This window comes from Desulfolutivibrio sulfodismutans DSM 3696 (assembly GCF_013376455.1).
Lineage (GTDB): Bacteria > Desulfobacterota > Desulfovibrionia > Desulfovibrionales > Desulfovibrionaceae > Desulfolutivibrio > Desulfolutivibrio sulfodismutans.
Genome location: NZ_CP045504.1, coordinates 2,717,325 through 2,741,219, shown reverse-complemented (window position 1 = coordinate 2,741,219; position 23,895 = coordinate 2,717,325). Strand labels below are relative to the sequence as shown.

Annotated in this window: 15 protein-coding genes; 3 read left to right on the top strand and 12 right to left on the bottom strand. The window is 65.1% G+C overall.

Going from position 1 to position 23,895, the window contains the following annotated elements:
• Positions 1-59: 59 nt before the first annotated feature.
• From GD606_RS12500 to GD606_RS12490, 3 genes are all read right to left on the bottom strand, one after another.
• Positions 60-1,634: an ABC transporter substrate-binding protein gene (locus tag GD606_RS12500; protein WP_163300318.1), complete on the bottom strand. Its 1,575-nt coding sequence runs from the start codon at positions 1,632-1,634 to the stop codon at positions 60-62.
• Positions 1,635-1,746: 112 nt separating this feature from the next.
• Positions 1,747-2,847 carry a C45 family autoproteolytic acyltransferase/hydrolase gene (locus tag GD606_RS12495; protein WP_163300317.1) on the bottom strand — a complete coding sequence of 367 codons (1,101 nt, stop codon included), beginning with the start codon at positions 2,845-2,847 and terminating at the stop codon, positions 1,747-1,749.
• A gap of 176 nt (positions 2,848-3,023) precedes the next feature.
• Positions 3,024-4,406, bottom strand: a complete 1,383-nt coding sequence (locus GD606_RS12490) for a glutamine synthetase family protein (RefSeq protein WP_246298772.1) — start codon at positions 4,404-4,406, stop codon at positions 3,024-3,026.
• Positions 4,407-4,802: 396 nt separating this feature from the next.
• Between GD606_RS12490 and GD606_RS12485 the strand changes: the two genes are divergently transcribed.
• Together GD606_RS12485 and GD606_RS12480 are read left to right on the top strand one after the other, a co-directional pair.
• The gene (locus tag GD606_RS12485) at positions 4,803-6,704 is read left to right on the top strand and encodes a hybrid sensor histidine kinase/response regulator (protein WP_163300316.1); all 1,902 of its coding nucleotides are present in this window, start codon (positions 4,803-4,805) and stop codon (positions 6,702-6,704) included.
• 41 nt (positions 6,705-6,745) lie between these two features.
• Positions 6,746-8,179, top strand: coding sequence for a sigma-54-dependent transcriptional regulator (locus GD606_RS12480; RefSeq protein ID WP_246298771.1), 1,434 nt, complete (start codon positions 6,746-6,748; stop codon positions 8,177-8,179).
• 10 nt (positions 8,180-8,189) lie between these two features.
• On the opposite strand, the gene GD606_RS12475 is transcribed toward GD606_RS12480, so the two are convergent.
• From GD606_RS12475 to kdpA, 8 genes are all read right to left on the bottom strand, one after another.
• Positions 8,190-9,530 (bottom strand): APC family permease, encoded by a 1,341-nt coding sequence (locus tag GD606_RS12475; RefSeq protein WP_163300315.1) that lies wholly within the window; start codon positions 9,528-9,530, stop codon positions 8,190-8,192.
• Positions 9,531-9,624: 94 nt separating this feature from the next.
• Positions 9,625-11,292 carry a sulfatase family protein gene (locus GD606_RS12470; RefSeq protein WP_163300314.1) on the bottom strand — a complete coding sequence of 556 codons (1,668 nt, stop codon included), beginning with the start codon at positions 11,290-11,292 and terminating at the stop codon, positions 9,625-9,627.
• Positions 11,293-11,313: 21 nt separating this feature from the next.
• On the bottom strand, positions 11,314-11,751 hold the full coding sequence (locus tag GD606_RS12465; RefSeq protein ID WP_163300313.1) for a radical SAM protein: 438 nt from the start codon (positions 11,749-11,751) through the stop codon (positions 11,314-11,316).
• Between the two features lie 336 nt (positions 11,752-12,087).
• Complete coding sequence (locus GD606_RS12460) at positions 12,088-12,780, bottom strand: response regulator (RefSeq protein WP_163300312.1); 693 nt, start codon at positions 12,778-12,780, stop codon at positions 12,088-12,090.
• Positions 12,767-15,433 carry a DUF4118 domain-containing protein gene (locus tag GD606_RS12455; RefSeq protein ID WP_163300311.1) on the bottom strand — a complete coding sequence of 889 codons (2,667 nt, stop codon included), beginning with the start codon at positions 15,431-15,433 and terminating at the stop codon, positions 12,767-12,769. The genes GD606_RS12460 and GD606_RS12455 overlap by 14 nt, the downstream gene beginning before the upstream one ends.
• Positions 15,434-15,442: 9 nt before the next feature.
• Complete coding sequence (gene kdpC, locus GD606_RS12450) at positions 15,443-16,030, bottom strand: potassium-transporting ATPase subunit KdpC (protein WP_163300310.1); 588 nt, start codon at positions 16,028-16,030, stop codon at positions 15,443-15,445.
• A 9-nt stretch (positions 16,031-16,039) separates the two neighbouring features.
• Complete coding sequence (gene kdpB / locus GD606_RS12445) at positions 16,040-18,112, bottom strand: potassium-transporting ATPase subunit KdpB (RefSeq protein WP_163300309.1); 2,073 nt, start codon at positions 18,110-18,112, stop codon at positions 16,040-16,042.
• Between the two features lie 13 nt (positions 18,113-18,125).
• Positions 18,126-19,859 (bottom strand): potassium-transporting ATPase subunit KdpA, encoded by a 1,734-nt coding sequence (gene kdpA, locus GD606_RS12440; RefSeq protein ID WP_163300308.1) that lies wholly within the window; start codon positions 19,857-19,859, stop codon positions 18,126-18,128.
• Positions 19,860-20,231: 372 nt separating this feature from the next.
• On the opposite strand from kdpA, the gene GD606_RS12435 reads away from it, so the two are divergent.
• Entirely contained in the window at positions 20,232-20,696 is a 465-nt protein-coding gene (locus tag GD606_RS12435) for a hypothetical protein (RefSeq protein WP_163300307.1), read from the top strand.
• Between the two features lie 213 nt (positions 20,697-20,909).
• Here GD606_RS12435 and GD606_RS12430 read toward each other — a convergent pair whose 3' ends face one another.
• The gene (locus GD606_RS12430) at positions 20,910-23,828 is read right to left on the bottom strand and encodes a PAS domain-containing hybrid sensor histidine kinase/response regulator (RefSeq protein ID WP_281361996.1); all 2,919 of its coding nucleotides are present in this window, start codon (positions 23,826-23,828) and stop codon (positions 20,910-20,912) included.
• Positions 23,829-23,895: the final 67 nt, after the last annotated feature.

Here is a 23,895-nt window from a genome sequence, read left to right as displayed (position 1 = left end):
TGCCTTGAGAGCATGAAGTTTTCTTAAAAAATACAGTCGTATTTTTTTTAGGCCGAACACTACGCATCCGGCCACTTGTCCGCGCCGCTGGCCTTCTTGATGGGCTCGGCCAGGTTCTTGGCCAGGGCCAGCCAGGACTTGCGCACCTTGTCCTTGCCGATGCGCTTGGTGATCCGCTCAAAGGAGTGGGCGGCGGCCTCCAGGGCCTCTTTCGGCTTTTTCTCGCCGGTCATGCAGGCGTGGACCTGCTTGTCCAGGGCGTCCTGATATTCGAAGCCGCCGGGCAGGCAGAAGTCCGGCACGGTGTTGACCATGTTGTCGTAGAGGGTCTTTAGGTACGGCTTGGTATAGGTTTGCACCAACCGCTCGGTGGGTTCGAGCATGTGGTTGATGCGGTAGGGGTCGGAATAGCCGCCCAGGTAGGGGATGGCGTCGGCCGAGATGGTCGGGGAGGTCATCCACTGGGAATAGGCGTAGGCCAGTTCGGGGTTGGCGGAATACCTGGACACGGCATACCCGTAGCCCCAGCAGAAAAGGCCGGCATAGAGCTTGCTGCCGTCTTTTAAGGTGTCGGCGGGCATGACCGTGGCCGCGATCTTGCCGGTGGTGGCCGGGCCGGTGGAGGGGGCCATGGAATACTTGAATCCCGACGGCCACACGATGTTCATGAACCCTTCACCGCGTCCGAAGGCGTTGTAGTTGGAGGACCAGGTGAAGCTGAAGGCGTCGGGATGCAGGTAGGCGTTCATGGCCAGCATGTCTTCCAGGGCGGCCACGCCTTCCTCGGAGTTGAAGGTGGGGTTCATGTCCGCGTCGAAGTACAGCTTGCCCTTGGACACCAGGCGCTGCATGAACATCCACTTGACGTAGTAGGGGGAGCGGTATTCCAGGGAGCCGTAGAAGCCCTTGGCCGGATCGTGCATGAATTGGGCGAGGTTGTAGTATTCCTTCCAGGTGTGGGGCACGGCAAGCTCGTAGCCGTACTTGTCGGCGAAGGCCTTTTTCTTGTCCGGGTCGTCCAGATAGTCCGAGCGGCACAAAAGCGTGATCTGGTCGCCGTCGTTTAAAAGCCCGGCCACGCGGCCGTTGTAAAGCTGGGCATGGTGGCTGGCCGGGAAGACCACGCCCCACTGCTTGTTGAAAAGGTCCGGCTGGTATTTGTCGGTCCAGTCCGTGAGGTCGTAGATGACCCCGGAGTCGATCCAGTCCGGATAGGACATGGCCGTGGGCATCATCACGTCGTAACGGCCGGTCTTGGCCACGGCCTCCTGCATGCCCTTGGTGTGCACCACCTCGTCGGGTTCTTCAATGAACTCCAACTGAATCCCCAACTCGTTTTTCCACTTGTCCACATACGGGGTCATGTTGCCGATGGACCCGGTGGGGATGAGCAGCGTCAGGGTCTTCTTGGAGGCCTTGGCGGCGGCCTCCTTGGCCAGGGCCCAGGCCCGCTCCTCAGGCCCGGAGATGGAGGCCCAGGCCGTGGCCGCGCCAAAGGGCGACAGGCTCACGGCATTGGCCACCGCCGCCGTGACCCCCAGGGCCGCCAGCTTGGTCAGAAAGCTGCGCCGGGTCATTTTGCCTTCGTCAAACTTCCTGCATGCCTTGCCGATCTTGCGTTTCGTCTCGTCCATGCTGCACCTCGCGAAGCGGTTTGAATTCGAATCCTTTTGGGGTGCGCCCTGTGGGGCGGGCGCGCCGTTGGCCTCGTTGAAAAAGACGTCTCCTGCGCCGTGTCCCTGGCGGTTACAGGGTGTGGCGGTGGTAGGCGTTCTCGCAGGGGTTGCCGGGGCAGACCTCGATGATGCCCGCGTCCGGGTCCATGACCACGGCAAAAACGGTGTGGAAGGCCGTGCGCTCGTCCTCGCCGGGAAATCCGTGGGCGCAGATGCAGCGCGGGTGGTTGACGTGGTTTGCGGACAGTTCCTTGACCGACTCCGGGGTCAGGCGGCCCAGTCGGGCGTCCAGGAACCCCTGGGCCACCTGGCGGCGCACCATGGAGCCGCCGTGGCTGAGCCAGTTCGGGGTCTCGAAGGCCCGCATGCGTTCGGAAAGGTAGTGGTTGGTGTGGGCGATGGCCCCGGGAATGTCCAAAAGCGCGTAGGTCGTGGCCGAGGTTTCGGCGCAAAAGGCCGCCCCGGACCCGGCCAACTGATAGTTGATGCCCGTGGCCCTGGGGGAGAAGATCGCCGCGCCCAGGGCGTCGCCGATGCGCTCGGCGGCCAGGGCCTTGCGCACGATAAACGGATAGATGACCCCGGGCCGGGCGTCCGTGGCCGCCACCTTGTTGATGACCAGGCCCACCCCGGCGCTGCTGACTCCGCACAGGCCCAGGATTCCGGCGAAGGACACGACCAGGGCCTGGGGGCCGTTTTCAGGGCGAAGGCGCAACAGGCACAGGTATTTCCCGTAATACTTCTCCATGTCGTAGGTCTGGGCGAGGATGGGCCGACCGTTCGCCGAGGCCCCGGCCAGGACGTTTATGGTCGTGCAGCCCCACAGGGAATCGGGCAGCAGCCTGCCCCCGAGTCCCGGGGCCCGCACGTCCTCCAACTCCAGGAAGCAGTTGAGGTGCAGGATCTCTTCGAAGGTCGTCCCGGCCCCCTCGGCGATGCCGCGCATCTCGTCCACCAGCCCCGGGGAGAATTTTTCCAGAAATCCGAGATTGCGCAGGCAAAAGGACACCAGGGAATCGTGCCCGGCCTTGAGATAGCCGTTGTTGGCCTGATGCACGGCGGCGATGCTGGCCGTGAAGTCCGTGATGGCCTCCTTCATGGCCCGGCCGTGGGCCAGGCCCATCTCAAAGGGGGTTCCGGCGAGTTCGATGACCGGGAGGGTTCGGGACATGGGGGCTCCTTCCTTGTGGGCTTGTTCCGGGTGGGCATCTCATTCTTGCGCCGGGAGGATGCCCTGTGGCTCCAGCGCGGCGTCAGCAAGGCCCGGGGCGAGACGCCGCAATCCGGACAAGTTTTCCACGTACGTAGTTGTGAAACGCCTCGACGCCTGTGGTCAGGGGCCAGGCGCTAGATCAACTCCATGTAGTAGTCCCATTCCCAGGGATCGATGCGGTTGTTGAATTCCGGGGTGCCGTAGTCCGGGAAGCGGGCCCTGGCCGTCTCCACCTCGAATTTCTTGAGCGCCAGGACCAGTTTGATGAATTCGGGGTCGAGCACGGCGTGCAGGTCCGTGTCCTGTTCAAAGGCCGCGATGGCCTCGTCCAGGCTGCCCGGGAGCCGGGGCACGTCGTCGCGCTCGTAGGCGATGTCGGTAATGGGGGCCGGGAGTTCCGGGGAAGACTGGATGCCCTCCAGCCCGGCGGCCAGGGTGGTCAGGGCCAGGAGGTAGGGGTTGGTACCGGCGCAGGCCAGGCGGTTTTCGAAATGGGTGCTCTGGCCGCGGCAGCCCTTGACCCGGATGCCCACGGTGCGGTTTTCCATGCCCCAGGTGGCGCTGTGGGGGGCAAAGGAGTTGACCCGGTAGCGTTTGTAGCAATTGATGGTCGGGGCGGTGAACACGGTGTTGGCCCGGGCGTGCTTGAGCATCCCGGCCAGGAACTTCCGGGCCAGATCCGTGAGGCCGTATTCGCCGTTTGGATCGTCAAAGGCGTTTTTGCCGGTTTTCTTGTCGATGAGGCTGACGTGAAAATGGGAGCCGGACCCGCTGGAGTTGATGAAGGGCTTGGTCAGCCAGGTGGCGATGTAGCCATGCTGCAGGGCGATCTCCTTGGTCCCCATCTTGTACAAAAAGGCCGTGTCCGCAGCGGCCAGGCCGTCCTTGTAATAGAGGTTGATCTCCTGCTGCCCGGGGCCGTGCTCGGAGTTCTGGGTGATGATGCGCACCCCGGCCTGGTCCATCTTGCGCATGAGGTCGTAGATGAAATCGATGTCGAAGTTGTTTTTGAGCGTCACGAAAATGGGCTGTCCGTCGTAGACGGGTTTTTTGGTGTCCTTGTTCAGGACGTAGAATTCGAATTCGTAGCCCAGGCGGCAGATGTAGCCCAGGCTGTCGAAGGTGTTGATGAGCTTTTTAAGCAGCAGCCTGGGAGAGGCCATGGCCGGTGTGCCGTCGTACCAATAGGGGTCCACGGTGATGTTGGCGGTGTTGGGAACCCAGGGCAGGACCGTGAAGGTGGACAGGTCAGGGACGGTGCAGTGGTCGGCAAAGGCCACCTCTTCGGCATATCCGGTCCCTTTGGGGACCATGGACTGGATGTCCAGGCCAAGGAGGCCGCCATAGAAGTTGAGTCCGTTTTCGATGTAGTCCATAAACGACCCGACGGGGACGGTCTTGCTTCTGGAGACGCCGTGCAGATCGGACTGCTCGAAGCGGATGAAATGGATATCGTGGTCCCGGATCGTCTTTTTGATGCTATCTATGGACATGGACGAGGCCTGCTGCATGGTCATGGGTGGTCTTCCTTTTGGGTTTCTTTCCCGGCGTTGCCGTGTCCGCCGACGTCGCCGTTTTTCCATGATTGTAAATTTCAGGATATCCCTATCAAGCCCCGTGCCAATGTGTTACAGTTTGAATTAATATCATAAAATAAACATGTTGAACTTTTTTTGAAGCTTCAAACGGCGTCGTGGAGAGCAAAGCGGCGGCATGTCGTCTCATTTATGAGAATTGATTTCTTTCATTTAAGAAAATCAGCGATTTTCTTATTTCTGATTAGTTCAGATATTCTAACGGGATATGGTTTTGCAGCCGGGTTTGCATTCGCGTGAACATTGGATTAGGCTGCCCTTAAACGCAAAAATAACAAAAAAAGGAAATTTCGCCCTTCTGGAGAGGGAGAGGCGGATATGACCGTACAGTTCCACCACTTCGCCGCGCAAAGCCTCACCGCCCTGGCGGTGTTTTCCGCCGACGGCCGTTTGGCCTTCGCCAACCGCGCGTTCCGGGAGACGGTGTGCGGGAAGGGGGAGGGGGCGTCCGGCCGTCTGCTGGACGAGCTGCCCCTGGCCCCCGAGGTGCGGCAGGGATTTGCGGGAGGCCTGGCCGCCGTGTTCGCCCAGGGCGGGCCGCAGCGTTTCTCCTGGGAGGACGCCACGGCAGACGAGCCCCGGCGGTTCGTCTGCCAGATCACCCTGTTTCCCGGGACCGGGGGAGACGGCGGCCAGGCCGTGGCGGAGGTGCGTGAGGCGCCCGTGGACGAACGCCTCAAGCAGGCGCTCAAAGCCGAGCGGCTGGTGCGCCGCCGCGAGGAGCATCTCAAAAAACGCGGCCGCAGGCTTTTTTTGAACGTCATCGACGAGCTGCCGGTCTTCGTCTACATGCAGCGCCGGGACTACACCGTGGCCTACGCCAACCGCAAAACGCGCAATTTCTACGGCGAGACCGACGGCCGCTTCTGCTACGAGGTCTTCAGCGGGCGCGACACCCCCTGTCCCCACTGTCCCACCTTCCGGGTCTTCGAGACCGGAGAGCCCGAGAACTGGCAGTTCACCGACGGCGACGGCCGCACCTTCCACATCTACGACTATCCCTTCGAGGACGAGCAGGGCGAGCCCCTGGTCATGGAACTGGGCATCGACATCACCGAGCTCAAGCGCGTGGAGCGCGAGCTCTACCAGGCCCACAAGATGCGGGCCATCGGGGTTCTGGCCGGGGGCATCGCCCACGACCTGAACAACAACCTGGTCCCCATCATCTTCAACATCGACTACGCCCTAAACAAGACCGCCGACCGGATCCTGGCCGAACCCCTGGCCGAGGCCCTGCGCGCGGCCTACCGGGCCGCCGACCTCGTGGAACAGGTGCTGGAATACAGCCGCCAGCAAAACGTCAGCCATTCCCCCCTGCGGCTGACCCCCCTGGCCAGGGAAAGCCTGGATCTGCTCCAGGCCTCCCTGCCCGCAAGCGTCACCCTCAAGGCCTCCTGCCGGGCCGCCAAGGACTGCGTCATGGCCCATCCGGCCCAGGTGCAGCAGCTTTTGCTGAACCTGTGCCGCAACGCCGTGCAGGCCATGCCCGGCGGCGGCCTGCTGGCCGTGGCCCTGGACAACCTGACCGTGGTCTCCAGGAAAAAGGCCCCCCATCCCGGGCTGGCCCCCGGGGACTATGTGGTTCTGCGGGTTACGGACAACGGCCGGGGCATCGAGCCGGACAAGATCGAACGCATCTTCGAACCCTTTTTCACCACCAAGATGAACTCCGGCGGGACCGGGATGGGGCTGGCCGTGGTCCATGCCATCGCCACCAGTTGCGGCGGCGGCGTCTCGGTGGAAAGCGTTCCCGGCCAGGGCGCGACGTTTACGGTCTATCTGCCCCTGTGCGCCCCGGCCGGGGAGCAGATCGTGGCCGAGCCGCGCCCCGCGAAGGGGGCCACGGGACGGCTGCTTTTGGTGGACGACGATGCCGGGGCCCTGTCGGCCATGTCCCGGGTGTTGCGCGAGGCGGGATTCACCGTGTTCACCGCCGACAGCGGCGAGGAAGGCCTGAAGGAATATTTCCGGGCCCGGGGGCGCTACGACCTGGTCGTCGCCGACCTCTCCATGCCCGGGATAAGCGGCATGGACATGGCCGGGAAGATTTTGGACCACGACCCCGCCGCCAAGGTGGTCATCTGCACCGGGCATGTGGCCCCGGACCTGGAGGCCAAGGCCGAGGCGGCGGGGGTCGCCGGGTTTCTCATGAAGCCCATGTCCCCCGGCGCCCTGGTGGAGCGCATTCGCGGCCTGTGCCCCGCCGCCGTCCGGGCCTGACCCCCGCGCGGCGGACGCTCCCTGGCCGGACGAAAAGCCCCGTGGCCCAGGCCACGAAAACCGGAAACGACATGGCCCGCATCCTGATCATCGACGACGACGAACTCATCCGCAACAGCCTTTCCCGCTGCTTTGCGGACATGGGGCACGAGATCCTCCTGGCCGGGGATCTGCGTGCGGGCATGGACATGGCCGCCAGTGGCGTCGATGTGGTCTACCTGGACCTGCACCTGCCCGACGGTGACGGCCAAAAGGCCATCGACGACCTGGCGGCCTCCCCCGCTCATCCCGAGATCATCGTCATCACCGGCCAGGGGAACAATTACGGGGCCAGGCAAAGCCTGGCCAACGGGGCCTGGGATTACATCCGGAAACCGGCCTCGCCGCAAAGCGTCCGGGCCTCCCTGGCCGACGTGCTGGCCTACCGCCGGGACCACCGGCGCGGTCCCGCGACGCGTGAGCCCTGCGACGACGGCATTCTCGGAACCTCGCCGCCCATGCAGCGGGTCCGGACGCGGATCGCCCAGGCTGCGGACAGCGAGGCCGGGGTGCTGTTGCTCGGGGAGACCGGGGTGGGCAAGGAACTCGCGGCCCGGGCCATACACAACCAGAGCCGCCGGGGGGCGGGGCCGTTCGTTGTTGTGGATTGTGGTAATCTTACGGAGAGCCTGGTGGAGAGCGCCCTGTACGGCCATGTCAGAGGCGCCTTCACCGGGGCCCATGCGGATCGCAAGGGGCTGGTGGGCGAGGCCGATGGGGGGACGCTTTTTTTGGACGAGGTCGGGGAGTTGCCCCCGGTCCAGCAGAAATCCTTTTTGCGGGTGCTTCAGGAGCGCCGCTATCGTCCGGTGGGCGGGGTCAGGGAACTGTCCAGCGACTTTCGGCTGGTGGCCGCCACCAACCGCGACCTGGAGGCCATGGCCAGGACCGGGGAGTTTCGCAGCGACCTGCTGTTTCGGCTACGCACCCTGGAGATCGGCCTGCCGCCCCTGCGGGAGCGCGGGGAGGACATCCCGCTTCTGGCGGCCCATTTCATCGGCGCATCCTGCGACCGGTACGGCCTTCCCGCCAAGCGGGTCTCGGCCCAGCTCATGCGGCTTCTGACCGGATATCCGTGGCCGGGAAACGTCCGGGAGCTGGGGAACGTCATGGAGGCGGCGGTCATCGCCGCCGGGCGCGACGCCGTGGTCTATCCCAAACACCTGCCGGGCCATCTCCGGTTCTCCGCCCTGGACGCCGCTGTCGGCGGCGGCGCGGTCCCGGCCGGGGCGTCATCCGCCTCCCCCAGGCGGGCCGGGGACGTGGTTCCCTACGATGAATACAAGGCCCGGCGGGACAAGGAATATTTTCAGGAGCTCATGGCCCTGTGCAGCCATGATGTGTCCACGGCCAGCCTGATGTCCGGGCTGAGCGTGCCGAGCATCTACCGCCACCTCGGTCTGGCGAACATCCCCACCAGGCGCCGGAAGTCCTGACCCGCGACGACTATTCTGCAGCCCGTGGCGTGCCGGTCTTGAGGGTGCGTCCGGTCATCCGCCGGTAGGCCCATTCCAGGCCGAAGCACACGGGCAAAAGCCCGAGCATGGTCCAGAAGGCCGCCGGGGAGTGGACGAACATGTTGCCCCCGAGCACGGCCAAAAGGCCCAGGCACAGGGCGATGGACAGCCAGATGAGCGCCGGACGGCCGCCGGTTGCGGCCCGCAGGCGCAGGTGCGCGGCGGCCACGGCGGCGTAGATGAATAAAAAGGCCCCGCTGCCCATCATGGCCACGCTTGAGAGGTCGAAAAAAAGGACGAACACGAGCACCAATGCGGCTGTCAAAAAGAGCCCCTCCGGGGCCCGCTTCCAGGCCATGCGGTCGAAAACCTCCGGGAGCTGGCCGTCCCGGGCGATCATGTAGCAGACGTTGGCCGCTCCAAAAAGCGTGGCGTTGAGGGCGGCGGCCGTGGCGAACAGCGCGCCCACGGCGATGAAGGTGAATCCGGCCCCGCCCATGAAGGTCTTGGCCGCCTGGGACAGGGCGTAGTCTTTCGCCGCGTCGACGGCGGGCAGGGGCAGATGCCCGAGCACGGCCAGGGCCACGCCGAGGTAGACCACAATGACGCCGCAGACCGAGAGATACAGGGCCTTGGGCAGGGTCCGGGCCGGATCGGCCATGTCCCCGGCGGCGTTGGCCACCAGCCCGAAGCCCTCGTAGGCGATAAAGAGCATCCCCCCGCCGAAGACGATGCCCGTGGGCGGCGCCCATTCCGAGGCGGCAAGCCCGGCCCAGTCGGCCGTGGCGCAGCCCCACACGGCGAAGATGGACAGCACCCCCAGGTTCACGGCCACGGTGACGAGTTCCGACCGGCCCACGGAGGCCGCGCCCAGGACATTGACCCCGGCGAAAAGCAGCACCGCCCCTGCGGCCACGGCCTTGGGCAGCCAGGGGGCCTGGACATGGGGGAAAAAGGTCATCAGGTATCCGGCGAACCCGGCCGCATACATGGCCAGGGCGATGATGTAGCCGATCCACATGTAGATGTTCAGGCCGCCGCTTACGACGCCGTCGCCCAGGCCTCGGACGAGGAACTCTACCGCCCCGCCCTTGGTGGGATAGTGCGCCCCGAGCTTGGCGTAGTTGTAGGAGGTGGCCAGGGCCACCACGCCGCCCATGAGGAAGGACAGCCACAGGGCCGTCCCGGCCACCCCGGCGGCCGTGCCGAAGATGGCGTAGACCCCGCCGCCGACCATGCCGCCGATGCCGATGGCGATGGCGGAAAAAAGGCCGAGCTGTTTTTTCGGACCCGGCTCGGCGGTTGCGGCATTCGGATTGGACGCGGGCATGGGCTCTCCTTTGGGTGGCGGGAAAGGGTTTTCGGGAGGGCTGCCCGCCAGGGCCAGCCCTGCGGCAGCATGACGCGAGGGAATCCCCCGGCCCTCATTCCTCCATCAGCAGCAGTTGCGCCCCTTGCATGGGCGGTCCCGGCGGCGTGACCGGGGCCAGCCGCTCGGCTTCGACCTGGGCCAGCAGCGCCGCGAGTTCGGCCCGCTTGGCGGCATAGGTTGCATAGTTCGGGCTGGCGCTGTTGGCCAGATTATCCATCTCTTTGGGGTCGACATCGGTCCCTGCGCCGTTTTTGAGGCGGTACATCTCATATTCTTCGGCCGCCGCCCCGGCGGGATCATAGTAGCGGGCGTATTTCCACTCCCCGTCCACGTCCTTGGTGATGATGCATCGGATGTGGCACGGTTCGGTGATGTAGGGCGGCACGTCGCTTTGCCCGGCGTATTCGTCGTCGAAGGTGAAAAGGACGGTGTCCTGCACCTGGGTCTGCGTTCCCATAAGAATCGGCGTCAGATCACGCCCCGGCAGATACGTCCATTTCCATCCCGGCACGCCGCACAGGCTGGCCAGGGTCGGCACGATATCCACCAGCCCGGCGTAGGCCGTGGTCTGGAGGGCTGCGGGAAACAGGATCGGATTGGAGAAGATCAGCGGTATGTTGATGCACTCTTCATACATGTTGAACATCTTCTGGCGCAGGCCGCTATGGGCCAGGCCCAGTTCGCCGTGGTCGGCCGTGCGCACCACCACGGTGGAGTTGGTCAGGCCCTGGGTGTTCAGGGTTTGCAGGATGGTGTCCATCTGGGCGTCGATGATGGTTTGCAGGTAGCCGTAAAAATTGACGTAATTTAATCTTTTTTGCTCTTCCAGCAAAGAGCCCAGTCCAAGGGCGTAGAGTTGCTTGGCCTGGTTTTGGACGGCGGGCTTCGTGGACAGGTCGTCGGAATAGGAGTCGGGCACGGACAGGCCCATGTCGAGGTTGGCTGTGTCTTTGTAGCTGTCGTCCTCGCAGGTCTCGTCGTTCCACAGCCCGGGATAGGCCAGGATGTCGTGCGGATTGGCCAGGGAGACGACCAGGCAGAAGGGCTTGGTCTGGGTCGCCGCGGGTGTCATGGCCTGGAGATAGGACACGGCTTGGTCCACGGTGGGCTGGTCCATGTCGGCGCAGCCTCCGGCCAGGGTGTTCACGTCGAGGGCCTCGCCGACGTTGGTGGGAACCCAGCCGTTGAAGCCGAATTGTTTGAGGTCGTCGGCGCTGGGCGTGCCGCCGTCGGTTCCCTTGGACAGATGCCATTTCCCGCGCAATTGCACGTCGTACCCGGACTCGGCCAGCAGGTTGGCCAGGTTGCGCAGTTGGGGCGAAAGGGTGGGTTCGGAGGGAGAGAGGGGGCCGCCCTCGGTCAGGGTCAGGGGCACGCCGTGCTGGGCGGGGTAGAGGCCGGTAAAAAGGCTGCCCCGGCTGGGCGAGCACATGGAGGCGTTGCAAAAGGCCCGGGAGAACTCCATGCCGTTGGTCAGCAGGCGTTGGCGCGCCTTGTTGAGATGGGTGTCGGCCCAGCCTGCGGGCCAGTCCCTCGGGTTCCGCTCCTGGTCGGAGATCAGGATGAGGATGTTGGGCTTGGCGGGGAGCGTGGCGGCCTGGGCCGGAGATGCGGCGGTCAGGCCCGGCAGGGTCGAGGCCACGACACTGGCGGCCAGGGCCTGGGCCGTGTTCTTGATGAATTCGCGGCGGGTGAGGGTCAGTGGCGTTTCCTGCGGCATGGAGATTCTCCTTGAAGGGGATCAGGCGATGACGCGGTGATAGGTGGGTTGGCGGCGGCAGGCGTCGTGGCGTTCGGCCGGGCCGTCGAGGCTGACCCCCACCAGGATGTCGTTTTTCGCGAAAAACCGGGCGAAGTCGCGGTCGATCAGGGTGGCGTTGGTCTGGATGGCGTTGCTGACCCGCTTGCCGGGGGGGGAATGGCGGCGTTGCAGCCCCAGGGCCGATTCAAAAAAGGGCAGTCCGGCCAGGAGGGGTTCACCCCCCTGCCACGCGAAGTGGACCTCGGGGCCGGGGTGTACGTCCAGGTAGTTCTTGATGAACCGTTCAAGCACTGCACGGCCCATTCTGGGGTGGGGTTGTGCTGACAGATGGCGCTTGTGGCGATAAAAACAGTAGGAACACGCCATGTTGCAGTCCGGGCCGACCGGCTTGGCCATGATGGTGAAGCCGTGCTGCATGATGTCTTTTCGCGATATCCCGTTACCGAGGTTGCAGGGGATTTCATTCCCTCGTCAGGATCGTGCAGACTCGCCCCAGCCTGGCCTGGAAATCCACGGATCATTGCCAGGCTGGTCGATGTCCTGGAGGCCTCGGGCAGGCGCTGTTTGGCCTGGGAACGCCAGGCCACGCTTTTTACGGGGCCTGGGCGCATTGAGCATGCGGCCTGAGTTTACCCCGTGATTCATATACAATGTGTTGCGCCCAAAAGGAAGAGGCGGCGTGCGTTTCGCCATTAGATCAGAAGCCAGCGGGCGTCCCCCCATCACGACCCGCTCCTCGCAGACCCGCTGGTCTTATTCTTTGAAGCGGTAGCCGACCCCGGTCTCCGTCAGCAGATGCTTGGGGCGGGTCGGATCCTTCTCGATTTTCTGGCGGAGCTTGTGGATATGGATGCGCACATAATGTTCCTGTTCCGTGCTGCGCTTCTCCCAGACTTCCCGCAGGAGTTGGCCGTGGGTGACGACCTTTCCGGCGTGGCGGACCAAAAAGGCCAGGAGTTTGTATTCGGTCGGCGTCAGGTGGACATCTTCCCCGTCCAGAGTCGCCACATGGCCCTCCAGGTCGATGACGAGCCCGCCATACCGCAAAAGGGATGCCTGTGGCGCGTCCTGCGCCGCCGTCCGCCTGAGCAGTGCCCGTATCCTGGCCGCCAATTCGGCCAGGGAGAAGGGTTTTGTCAGGTAGTCGCTGGCGCCCTTGTCCAGAGCGGACACCTTGTCCTGTTCCCTTCCCCGGGCGGACAGCACGATGACCCGCGCCCTGTTCCACGGCGGCAACCGCTCCAGCAGTTCGTTGCCGTCCATGTCCGGGAGGCCGAGATCTAAAAGGATCACCTCGGGGCTGTGAGACGACATCAAGGACAGGCCCTCCTGTCCGGTGCGGGCTTCAAGCACGCCGTAACCTTCCGATTCCAGGTAGGGCCGCAGGAAACGGAGGATGGCCATTTCGTCGTCGATGACCAGGATCGTGGGGTTAGCGTTGCTCATGGAGAGGCAGGGTCAGGGTAAACCGCGCTCCTTTGGCGGCGTTGTTGGCGGCAATGAGGGTTCCGCCGTGGACCTTGGCCACGGTCCGGCAGATCGCCAGGCCCAATCCGTACCCTTCCGGGCCGACCCGGTCGCCGCGCTGGAAACGCTCAAAGAGCCTTTCCGGGTCTCCCGGCGGCAAACCCGGGCCAGCGTCCCGCACCACGATGACCGCCTGCCCCTGGCGCACGGACGCGGCGGCCACGATCTCGGTTCCATCCTGCGTGTATTTCGCGGCGTTTTCAAGGAGATTGACGAAGACCTGCTCCATGAGAACCGGGTCCATGGGGATCGGGGGCATGTCCGGGGGGATGTCCACCGTGACGCGATGCCGGGCCAACTGGGCGTCCAGTCGCGACAGGGCGCTGCCGAGCACCTCCTCCAGGGGGACGGGCCTGACGTCCGGGACGACGGCCCCGGATTCCAGAGCGGCGATGCGCAGCAGGTTGTCCACGAGACGCCCCAGCCGCGACGCCTCCCCCGCGATGTTGTCCAAAAGGGCCCCGCGCACCTCCGGTGCGGCGGCCTCCCCCATGGCCAGGAGGCTTTCGGCGGAACCGGATATGGCCGCCAGGGGCGTCTTGAAATCATGGGTCACCGTGGACAAAAGCTGCGCCCTGATCTTTTCCCGTTCGGCCTCAACCAGGGTGGACCGGGCCTTCTCCTCCAGCCGGTCCACGTCCAGGGCCAAGGCCGTCTGATGGACAAAGGCGTCCAGAAGCCGCCGCCTGTCCGGGAGCAGCAGGGCCCCCCGGGCGTCCTCGTCTTTGGGGCGCAGGCCGATGACGCCGAGCACGGAATTGGTCGCGGGCAGGGGCAGGAAAAGGGCGTCCGAATTGGAGAGGGTCTGGGTGGAAAACCCCGCCGCCTTCCCGTTGTCGAACACCCATTGGGCCACGCCGAGGTCTTTTCCTGTCAGCGCGTCCGAGTCGTCCGGCATGAAGGCGGCCCCCAGCTTGCCCGAGGCCATGGGCAGGAGCGCGAAGGCCCTGCAGCGAAACACCCTGGCGATGTGTTCGCGCGTCACCCGCAAAAGGCCCTCCGTGCCGCGCGTGGCGGCCAGGCGCCGGGACAGTCCGCTCAGTTCCGAGGCCTGCCGCTCCAGTTGCCCGGCGTTGTCGGCCTGGGCCTTGATGCGCGAGGCCATGCCGCTCATGACCAGGGCCACCAGGAACATGACGGCGAAGGTGACCAGATAGCCTGCGTCGGACACGGCGAACGTGAAGCGGGGCGGCACGAAGCAGAAATTAAAGGTCAGGACGCTTAGGGCCGAGGCCAGCGCGGAGGCCCGCCGGGACATCCACACGGCCACGGCCATGACCCCCAGAAGATAGACCATGATCAGGTTGGCCGGTGCGAAGTACGGATACATGGCGAAGCACATGGCCGTGGCCGCCCCCACCACCCCGGCCATGGCCGCGTAATCCTTCCAGCGTGTCTTCGGCGCCGCGTCGGGCCTCGCCGGACGCGGGCCGCCGGTGTCCTGCCCCTTGATGACATGGATATCGATCTCGCCGCTGACGCGCACCAACTGGTCCACCGGGCTGCCCTTGAACAGGTCGAGGAACCGCCGTTTCAGGGGTTTGCCGATGACGATGCGGGTGACGTTGTGCTGCCGGGCGAATCCGACGATGAGCCGGGCCACGTCGCCCCCGGGCAGGACGTGCGTTTGCGCGCCAAGTTCCTGGGCCAGATTCAGGTTGGCCAGGGCCTTGGCCGTCGCCTCTCCTCCGGGCTGCTGCTGGATGGAGAGCGCATGCCAGGAGGCGTGCAGGCTGTCGGCCAGCCGTTTGGCCGCGCGCACCAGGGTGGCCGATGTCGGGGACGGTCCCACGCAGACCAGGATGCACTCGGCCGTGGGCCAGGTGGTGGCGATGGCGTGGCCCTGGCGGTACACCAGCACCTCGGTGTTCACCCGGTTGGCCGTGGAGCGCAGGGCCAGTTCGCGAAGCGCGCTCAAGTTGCCGCTGCGGAAGAAGTTCTCGCTGGCCCATTCGGCCTGCCCGGGCAGATAGACCTTGCCTTCGTTTAAGCGTTGGCGGAGATCCTCGGGCGGCAGGTCCACCAGGATCACCGACTCGGCCTTCTCCAGCATGGCGTCGGGCACGGTTTCGCGCACGCGCACCCCGGTGATCTGGGCCACGATGTCGTTTAGGCTCTCCAGGTGCTGGATGTTGAGCGTCGTCCAGACATCCAGGCCATGCCCCAGGAGTTCGTCCACGTCCTGCCAGCGTTTGGGGTGCCGCGAACCGGGGACGTTGGTGTGGGCCAGTTCGTCCAGCAGGATCAGGCCCGGCCGCTCGGACAGGGCTGCGTCCAGGTCGAATTCCTCCAGCGCGTGCCCCTTGTAGTCGATACGCCGACGCGGCAGCACGGGCATGCCGTACATCAGGGCCTCCGTGTCCTCCCGGCCGTGGGTCTCCACGATCCCGGCCAACAGGTCGAGCCCCTCCGCCATTTTGAGCCGGGCCGCCTCCAGCATGGCGTAGGTCTTGCCCACGCCGGGGGCCATGCCGAGAAAGATCCGCAGCCGCCCCCGGCGCTTCTCGGCCTCTTCGCGCTGGACCATGGCCAGCAGGGCGTCCGGATCGGGACGGTGGTCGTCGTCTCGCATAAAACGACCCTACTCCTTCTCCCCCAGCGCATCCAGGGCGAGGTTGAGTTCGAGCACGTTTACCCGGGGCTCCCCCAAAAGTCTCCAGGTACGGCCCTGGGTATGGTTTGCGATGAGTTCCTCCACAGCCTTCCGGGACACCCCGCGCGCCCGGGCCACCCGCTCGGCCTGGCAGGCCGCCGCTTCGGGCGAGATGTGCGGGTCCAGGCCGCTGCCCGAGGCCGTGGCCAGGTCCATGGGGACGGGGCCGCCGCCGTTCTCGGCGGCCAGCTTCGCGGCCCGATCGGCCACGGCCTGGGCCAGGGTCGGGTTGGAAGGTCCCAGGTTGGAGCCCGCCGATGCGGCCGCGTCATAGGCCTGCGGCGAGGTGGCCGAGGGCCTGCCGTGGACGTAGCGATCCGAGGCGAAGGGCTGGCCGATGAGGCTGGACCCGGCTACGGTTCCCCCGCGTTCGATCAGGCTCCCTGCGGCCTGGACGGGGAACAGCGCCTTCCCCATGGCGGTCATGGCCAGGGGATAGACCAGGCCGGTGAGGAGCGTCATCCACAGGAGCATCAAGGCGGCGGGCTTGAGTTGTTTCAGCGTCATGGTGAACATGTCCGGCTCCTATGCCCATCCCAGGGCGGCAATGATCATGTCGATGAGTTTGATGCCTACAAAGGGGACCAGTAATCCGCCCAGGCCGTAGAGAAACAGGTTTCGGCGCAGGGCCGTGGCCGCAGGCCGGGGAACGTATTTCACCCCGCGCAGGGCCAGGGGGATCAGGAACACGATGATCAGCGCGTTAAATATCACGGCGGAGAGCACCGCCGAGGCGGGCGAGGTCAGCCCCATCACGTCGAGCCCGCCCAGTTGCGGGTAAATGCCCGCGAACACGGCCGGGATAATGGCGAAGTACTTGGCGATGTCGTTTGAGATGCTGAAGGTGGTGAGCGAGCCGCGCGTCATGAGCAATTGCTTGCCGATGGCCACCACCTCCAAGAGCTTGGTGGGGTTGGAATCCAGATCCACCATGTTCCCGGCCTCCTTGGCGGCCTGGGTGCCGGAATTCATGGCCACGCCCACGTCGGCCTGGGCCAGGGCCGGGGCGTCGTTGGTGCCGTCGCCGGTCATGGCCACCATTTTGCCTTCGGCCTGATACTGGCGGATGCGCGCCAGCTTGGCCTCGGGGGTGGCCTCGGCCAGAAAATCGTCCACGCCCGCCTCGGCCGCGATGGCGGCCGCCGTCAGCGGGTTGTCCCCGGTCACCATGATGGTCTTGATGCCCATGGACCGCAGTTCGGCGAAGCGTTCCTTGATGCCTCCCTTGACGATGTCCTTGAGCCATACCACGCCTATCGGTCGGTTGTTTTCGGCCACCAAAAGCGGCGTGCCGCCGGATTTGGCCACGTCATGGATGAAGCGGTCGAGTTCCTCGGGGATGCGTTCGCCGGACTGTTCGGCCAGGGCCTTGATGGCGTCGGGCGCGCCCTTGCGCAGGGTCCGCCCCGGCAGGTTCACGCCCGAGAGCCGTGTCTGGGCGGTAAACGGCACGAAGGTGGCGCCAAGGGCATGCAGGTCGTGCCCCCGGATGCCGAAACGCTCCTTGGCCAGCACCACGATGGAGCGCCCCTCGGGGGTTTCGTCGGCCAGGGAAGCCAGTTGGGCCGTCTCGGCCAGGGTGCGCTCGTCCACGCCGTTCACCGGCAAAAAGGCCGTGGCCTGGCGGTTTCCCAGGGTGATGGTGCCGGTCTTGTCCAAAAGCAGCACGTCCACGTCCCCGGCTGCCTCCACGGCCCGGCCGGAGGTGGCGATGACGCCCGATTGGATGAGCCGGTCCATGCCCGCGATGCCGATGGCCGAGAGCAGCCCGCCGATGGTCGTCGGGGCCAGGCAGACGAAGAGGGCGGCCAGGGCCGTGATGGTGACGGCCTGTCCCTGGCCCGCGAGCGCCACGGCGAAGGCCGACATGGGCCGCAGGGTGACGCAGACCACCAGGAAGACGAGGGTCAGCGAGGCCAAAAGGATGTTCAGGGCGATTTCGTTGGGGGTCTTGCGGCGCTTGGCCCCCTCCACCAGGGAGATCATGCGGTCCAGGAAGGTCTCCCCGGACTCGGCGGCCACCCTCACCACCAGCCAGTCCGAGAGGAGCCGCGTGCCGCCGGTGACGGCGCTGCGGTCCCCACCGGCCTCGCGGATGACCGGGGCGCTTTCCCCGGTGATGGCCGATTCGTCCACCGAGGCCACTCCCTCGAGGATGTCGCCGTCACAGGGGATGGTGTCCCCGGCCACGACCAGCACCACCTCGTTCCGGCGCAGGCTGTCGGCCGCGACCTCCGTCACCAACGCCTCGCGGTGGGTCGAGGCCAGCCGCTTGGCCATGACGTTGGTGCGCAGGCCGCGCAGGGCGGCGGCCTGGGCCTTGCCGCGCCCCTCGGCCATGGCCTCGGCGAAGTTGGCGAAAAGCACCGTGGCCCACAGCCAGGCGGCAACGGAGGCCACGAACCCGAAGGGGGCTTCGCCCTTGCCCATAAAGGCCTGCACGGCCAAAAGCGTGGTCAGGAAGCTGCCCACGTAGACCGTGAACATGACCGGGTTGCGGGCCTGGCTGGCCGGGGTCAGTTTGCGCACACACGCCAGGCAGGCCTGGCGGACGATGGCCGGATCGAACAGGGGACGATTTTTTTTATCTTTGGACATATGGGACGCCTCGTTATTTGAACAGGTCCAGATGCTCGGCCACCGGCCCCAGGGCCAGCGCGGGCACGAAGGTGAGCGCGCCCACCACCAGCACCACGGCCATGAGCAGCGCGACGAAGATGGGGCCATGGGTGGGCAGGGTGCCGGGGCCTTCCTGCAACCGCTTCTTGCCCGCCAGGGAACCGGCCAGGGCCAGCACGGGGATGATGAGCCCATAGCGGGACACGAACATGGCCACGGCCCCGGCCACGGTCCAGAAGGGCGAACTGGCGGTCAGGCCCGCAAAGGCGCTGCCGTTGTTGTTGCCCATGGAGGAGAAGCCGTAGAGGATTTCGCTGAACCCGTGCGGCCCGGGGTTGGAGACGGCCCCGGGAGGGCCGGCGACGCAGGCCAGGGCCGTGCCCATCAGGCACAAAAACGGCGGAATCAGGATGATCAGGGCGGCCATCTTGGTCTCGAAGGGTTCGATCTTTTTGCCCAGGTATTCCGGCGTGCGCCCGACCATGAGCCCGGCCACGAACACCGCCACCACGGCGAAAACCAGCATGCCGTAGAGGCCCGAGCCCACGCCGCCGAAAACCACCTCGCCAAGCTGCATGAGCAGCATGGGCCACATGCCGCCAAGCGGCGAGAAGCTGTCGTGCATGGAATTGACCGAGCCGTTGGAGGCGGAGGTGGTTACGGCCGCCCACAGGGACGAACCGGCAACGCCGAAGCGGACTTCCTTGCCCTCCAGGCTCGGGGCGGACGCCACCCCGGTCTCCGCCAACAAGGGGTTGGGCATGCTCTCGGCCTGCATGGTCAGGAGGGCGAACCCGGCAAACAGGATGGTCATGGCCGCAAGCACCGCGAATCCTTGCCGCCGGTCGCCCACCATGACCCCGAAGGTGTGGCACAGCGCGGCCGGGATGAGCAGGATGGCCAGCAGTTCCAGCAGGTTCGTCAGGGGCGTGGGGTTTTCAAGGGGATGGGCGGAGTTGACGTTGAAAAAACCGCCGCCGTTGGTGCCGAGCTGTTTGATGGCCACCTGGGAGGCCACCGGCCCGAGGGCGATGACCTGCTCCGTCCTTGTTCCGTCCGCGTCCGGCCCGGGCGTCTCGGAGACGGCCGGGTCCAAGAGCGTGGCCGTGACGGAACCTTCCAGGGTCTGGGGCACGCCCTGCCAGACCAGGACCAGGGCCAGGAGCACGGAGAGGGGCAGCAGCACATAGAGGGTGGAGCGGGTGAGGTCGCGCCAGAAATTGCCCAGCCGATCCGTCTCGCGCCGGGCCAGACCCCGGATCACGGCGGCCATCACGGCCATGCCCGTGGCGGCGGAGACGAAGTTCTGCACCGTGAGCGCCAGCATCTGGGTCAGGTGGCTCATGGTGGTTTCGCCGCCGTAGGCCTGCCAGTTGGTGTTGGTGGCGAAGCTCACGGCGGTGTTGAAGGCCACGAACGGGTCCACGCCGGGAAGCCCGGCCGGGTTCAGCGGCAGCAGGCCTTGGAGCCGCTGGATGGCATATGCCGCCACAAGTCCGGCGGCGTTGAAGACCACCACGGCCACGGCGTAGGTCTTCCAGCCCATCTCTTTCCCGGCGTCAATGCCACACAGGCGATAGAGCAGGCGTTCCACGGGGCCAAGGATCCGGTCCAGGCCGCAGGGGCGGTCCTGGTACACCCGGGCCATGAAAAGGCCCAGGGGCCAGGACGCGCCCAGGAGCAGGACCAGGAACAGCAGGTATTGCAGCACGTCGGTCGTTTTCATTCGAACCACTCCGGTTTGCACAAGGCCGTCACGAGATAGGCGAAAAGGCCCACCGCGACACACAGCGCCAGGATGTCCATGGTTATTTCCCCTCCAGTTCGGAGATCAGGACGATCAGGCCAAAGAGCCCAAAGACCAGGGCCAGGATGATGATGAAAATGAGCATGTCCATCGGACCTCCTTGGTGAAAGTCGATGGGAACGGGATACGCCCGGGCGTGTAAACAGGGTGTTAAAATCGCGGGGCAAGGCGTAAAAATTTTGTAAATACGCGGGCAAAAAACCGTTGCTGACCGAATGTCACGGGTCGGGGGGCCTCGACGGTTGCCCATGGCCTGCGCTAGAGTCTCCGCACGTTTATGGAGGCGGCGCCATGAAAAACAAGCCATCGGTCCCCGGCTATGCGGGCAAGCGCCGGACCCCGCTGCAAGCCATTGCGGCCTTTTGCCGGGAATGCTTCGGGGGACCGGCCGGGGCCTGCGCATCGGCGGACTGTCCCTTTCATCCGTACCGGCAGGGCACGTTTCCCGATGGCGCGTCCCGCAATGTGGTCGCCGTGGTCCGGCGATACTGCGAAGGCTGCGCTGCGGCCGACGCCCCGGGGGGCTGTACGGCGGGCGGCGTCAGCCCGGGCCTTGAGCCGTGCCCCTGCTGGCCCTTCCGGCTTGGCCGCAATCCTTACGTCGGGGCCGGGCGACAGGAGTCCCCCAGGCAGCAGGCCCCGCAGCAACTGGGCCTGGCCGACGCGCAGGCCGCGCCCATCCCGGGTTCGGCCCACGGGCCGGGGGATGCCGCAGACCGCCGCAGGGGGCTCTCCCATCGAAAGGACGCGCCGTGAGGCGGTCGGGGAGGGGCCGGATACGCCCTGGGCCGACAGGCCCCGGGCCGGGAAGGATTCAGGAATGGAGTCGTGGCCGACGGTCAGGTCGATGGCCTGCGGCATGGCCTCCTGCTTCCGTCGGGCGGAAAGGACGGGGAGAAGGATGCGGGCCGCCGTTGCCGGATGAGGAAAGGCCGCCTTGGCAATGGAGGCGGGCGTTGCTGGCGCGGCTCACCGGAGATGGTATTCGCGCTGTATGGCTGCCTTGGCGCTGTTGAAGACGGCTTCAATGTCCAGGGAATAGGTTTTGAGCAAGGAGAGGTTCCCGGCCTTCCCGGCCTGCTCGATTTTGGACGCCAGATCCTTCAGTCGTTCGGCGCTGACGTTTGCGGACGCCCCTTTGAGGCAATGGGCGATGCGCTCAGCGGCCGCGCAATCTCCGGATCGGATGCTCTCCAGCAGGCTTTTGATCCTTTGGGGAACGTCGTCCAGAAAGGCCATGACGATCTGGAGCGCCAAGTCCTCGTCGTCCATCATCCTGCACAACATGGCCGCCTTGTCGAAAGAGGCTGGCCCCTGGTCGCCGCAGGCCGTCCCGGCGGATTCCGGCGGGGTGGGCGAAGCCTCCTTTTTCCGGACCTTTGTGCGATCCGGCAGCCAGTTGGCCAGGGCCTCGGCGAGACCCTTGGCCGAGACAGGCTTTGGCACATAGTCGTTCATGCCTGCCGCCAGGCATTTTTCCCGGTATCCCTGCATGGCGTGGGCGGTCATGGCGATGATCGGGATCGTGTGGTCGAGGACGGCGCTTTGGGGGCTCCGGATGCGCCTGGTCGCCTCGAAGCCGTCCATTTCCGGCATCTGCACATCCATGAGCACCAGATCGTAGGGTATGGTCCTGAGGGCCTGCAGAGTCTCCACGCCGTTGGCGACGGCGTCAGCGCGCATACCCAGCTTGGCGAGAATCCCCAGGGCCACCTGTTGGTTGGTGATGTTGTCTTCCGCAACGAGGATGCGTCCGGAGTGCGGCAACGCAGACACGCCCTCCCGGGCGGTTTTGCGGGTGATGATGCGCTGATCGTCCTGGCTGTCGGCGTCCTGCAGCACGCGTTGCAGGATGTTGAGCAAATCCCTGCGCCGGATGGGTTTCACCTCGTAGGCCCGGAAGCCCGCCTCGGCAAAACGGCGGGCGTCGCCGCGCGTCCCCATGGAGGTCAGCATCACCATCGCGACCCCGGCCAGTCGCGGATCGGCCTTGATGGCCCGGCCCAGGGCCAGGCCATCCATGCCCGGCATCTGCATGTCGATGACGGCCAGGCGGTACGGATCGTTCTCCTCAATCGCCTGATACAGCGCCCCCAGGGCCAGGGGCGCGCTTTGGACCTCGTAGGGCCGCATGCCCCAACTGGCCATGTTGATCGTCAGGATCTCGCAATTCGTCGTGTTGTCGTCCACGACCAGCGCCCGCACCCCGTGCAACATCGTCGGAGAAACGGCCTCCCTGACGCCGTGTTTCTGTTTCCCCGCCGCGATGGTGAACCAGAATTCCGCACCCCGGCCCTCCGTGCTGTTGACCCCGATCTCTCCGCCCATCATCGTCACCAGCTGCTTCGAGATGGACAGGCCCAGGCCGGTGCCGCCATACTTCCGGGTGGTCGAGGCGTCCGCCTGGGAAAACTTGTCGAAGAGCGCGGCATGTTTTTCCTCAGCTATGCCAATGCCGGTATCGCGCACCGAGAAACACAACAGGCAGCCGTCATCTTGGTCGTCCGTCAGGGTGATCTTGACGGTCACCTCCCCGGCGTGGGTGAACTTGATGGCGTTCCCGACGAGATTGTTGAGCACCTGGCGCAGCCTGCCCGGATCCCCGCGCAGGGATATGGGGACATCCGGATCGACGAAGCACAGAAATTCCAGCCCCTTTTCCTGGGCCCGTACGGCCATGGCGTCGGAGAAATCATCGACGAGATCCAGCAGGTCGAAGTCCAGAACCTCCATCTCCAGCTTTCCGGCCTCGATCTTGGAGAAATCAAGGATGTCGTTGATGAGGTTCAGAAGGGATTCGCCGCTGGTGCGGATGATCTCGGCGTAGCGGCGTTGCTCGTCCGTGAGGTCGGTCCCAAGGAGCAGGCCGGTCATGCCGATGACCCCGTTCATGGGGGTGCGGATCTCGTGGCTCATATTGGCTAGAAATTCGCTCTTGGCCTGTGTGGCGGCCTGGGCCTGGCTGAGGGCCTGGTCCAGCTCGACATTGTTGATTTCCATCTGTCGGGCGAATTCCTCCAGCCGCCTCTGGGCTTTTTTCTGCTCGGTCATGTCGGTATGCGAACCGGCCATGCGCACGGGAGCGCCGGAGGCGTTGCGCACCGCCTCCCCCCGGGCCAGTATCCACCGGTATGTCCCATCCTTGTGGCGCATTCTGAATTCATGGGTGTAGCGCTGGGCGTCCCCCTGTAAATATCGCTGGATATATTCAAGGACATGTGGCCGGTCCTCAGGGTGGAGGAGATATTCAAATGTAGAGAAAACGTTTTCCAATTCTTCGTCGCCGTATCCGAGTTGTTCTTTCCATTTCGGAGAGAGATAGAGGGTGTTGGTTCGCAAGTCCCAATCCCAGATGCCGTCGTTGGACCCTTTGACCGCCAGTTCGAACTGTTCGCGCGAGCGTTGCAATTCGATTTCCGCCTTCTTCCTGGCCCGGATGTCGATGAAACATTCCAGGTATTTCTGTTTACCCCGGACATGGATCGGGGTGACGGTTTTCAGGACGGGGAGCTGCGTGCCATCGGCTCGCAGCATGATGCGATCCGAGTTGTCCACGGTCTGCCCCAGATCCCCGATGGGGCAGGCGCACTCCTCGGCCGGGCACAGAAATGTGTGGCAGCGGTTCCCCTGTATCTCTTCCGGTCTGGCCCCGAACATGACCGCCGCCGCCGAGTTGACCAGTTCGATCACCCGCGTTTCTGCATCGATGATGGCCACCCCGATGGGAATGCTTTCCATGATGGTGCGTTGCAGATGATCGCTTTCCGTTTGCGCGTCATCCTCCGTCCGCGTTGCGCCGTGGGATTCATCAACGGGAGGGGGCGAGGGCGGCGTCGGTTTTACGGAAGGAGCCTGTTTCACAACCGGCTTTTTGTGCGCAGACGGCATGGGCTTCCTCTTGAAGGGCCTCGGGTTTGTTCTTTGCGGGATGCGGATGCGTCTTCGTCAGACATTT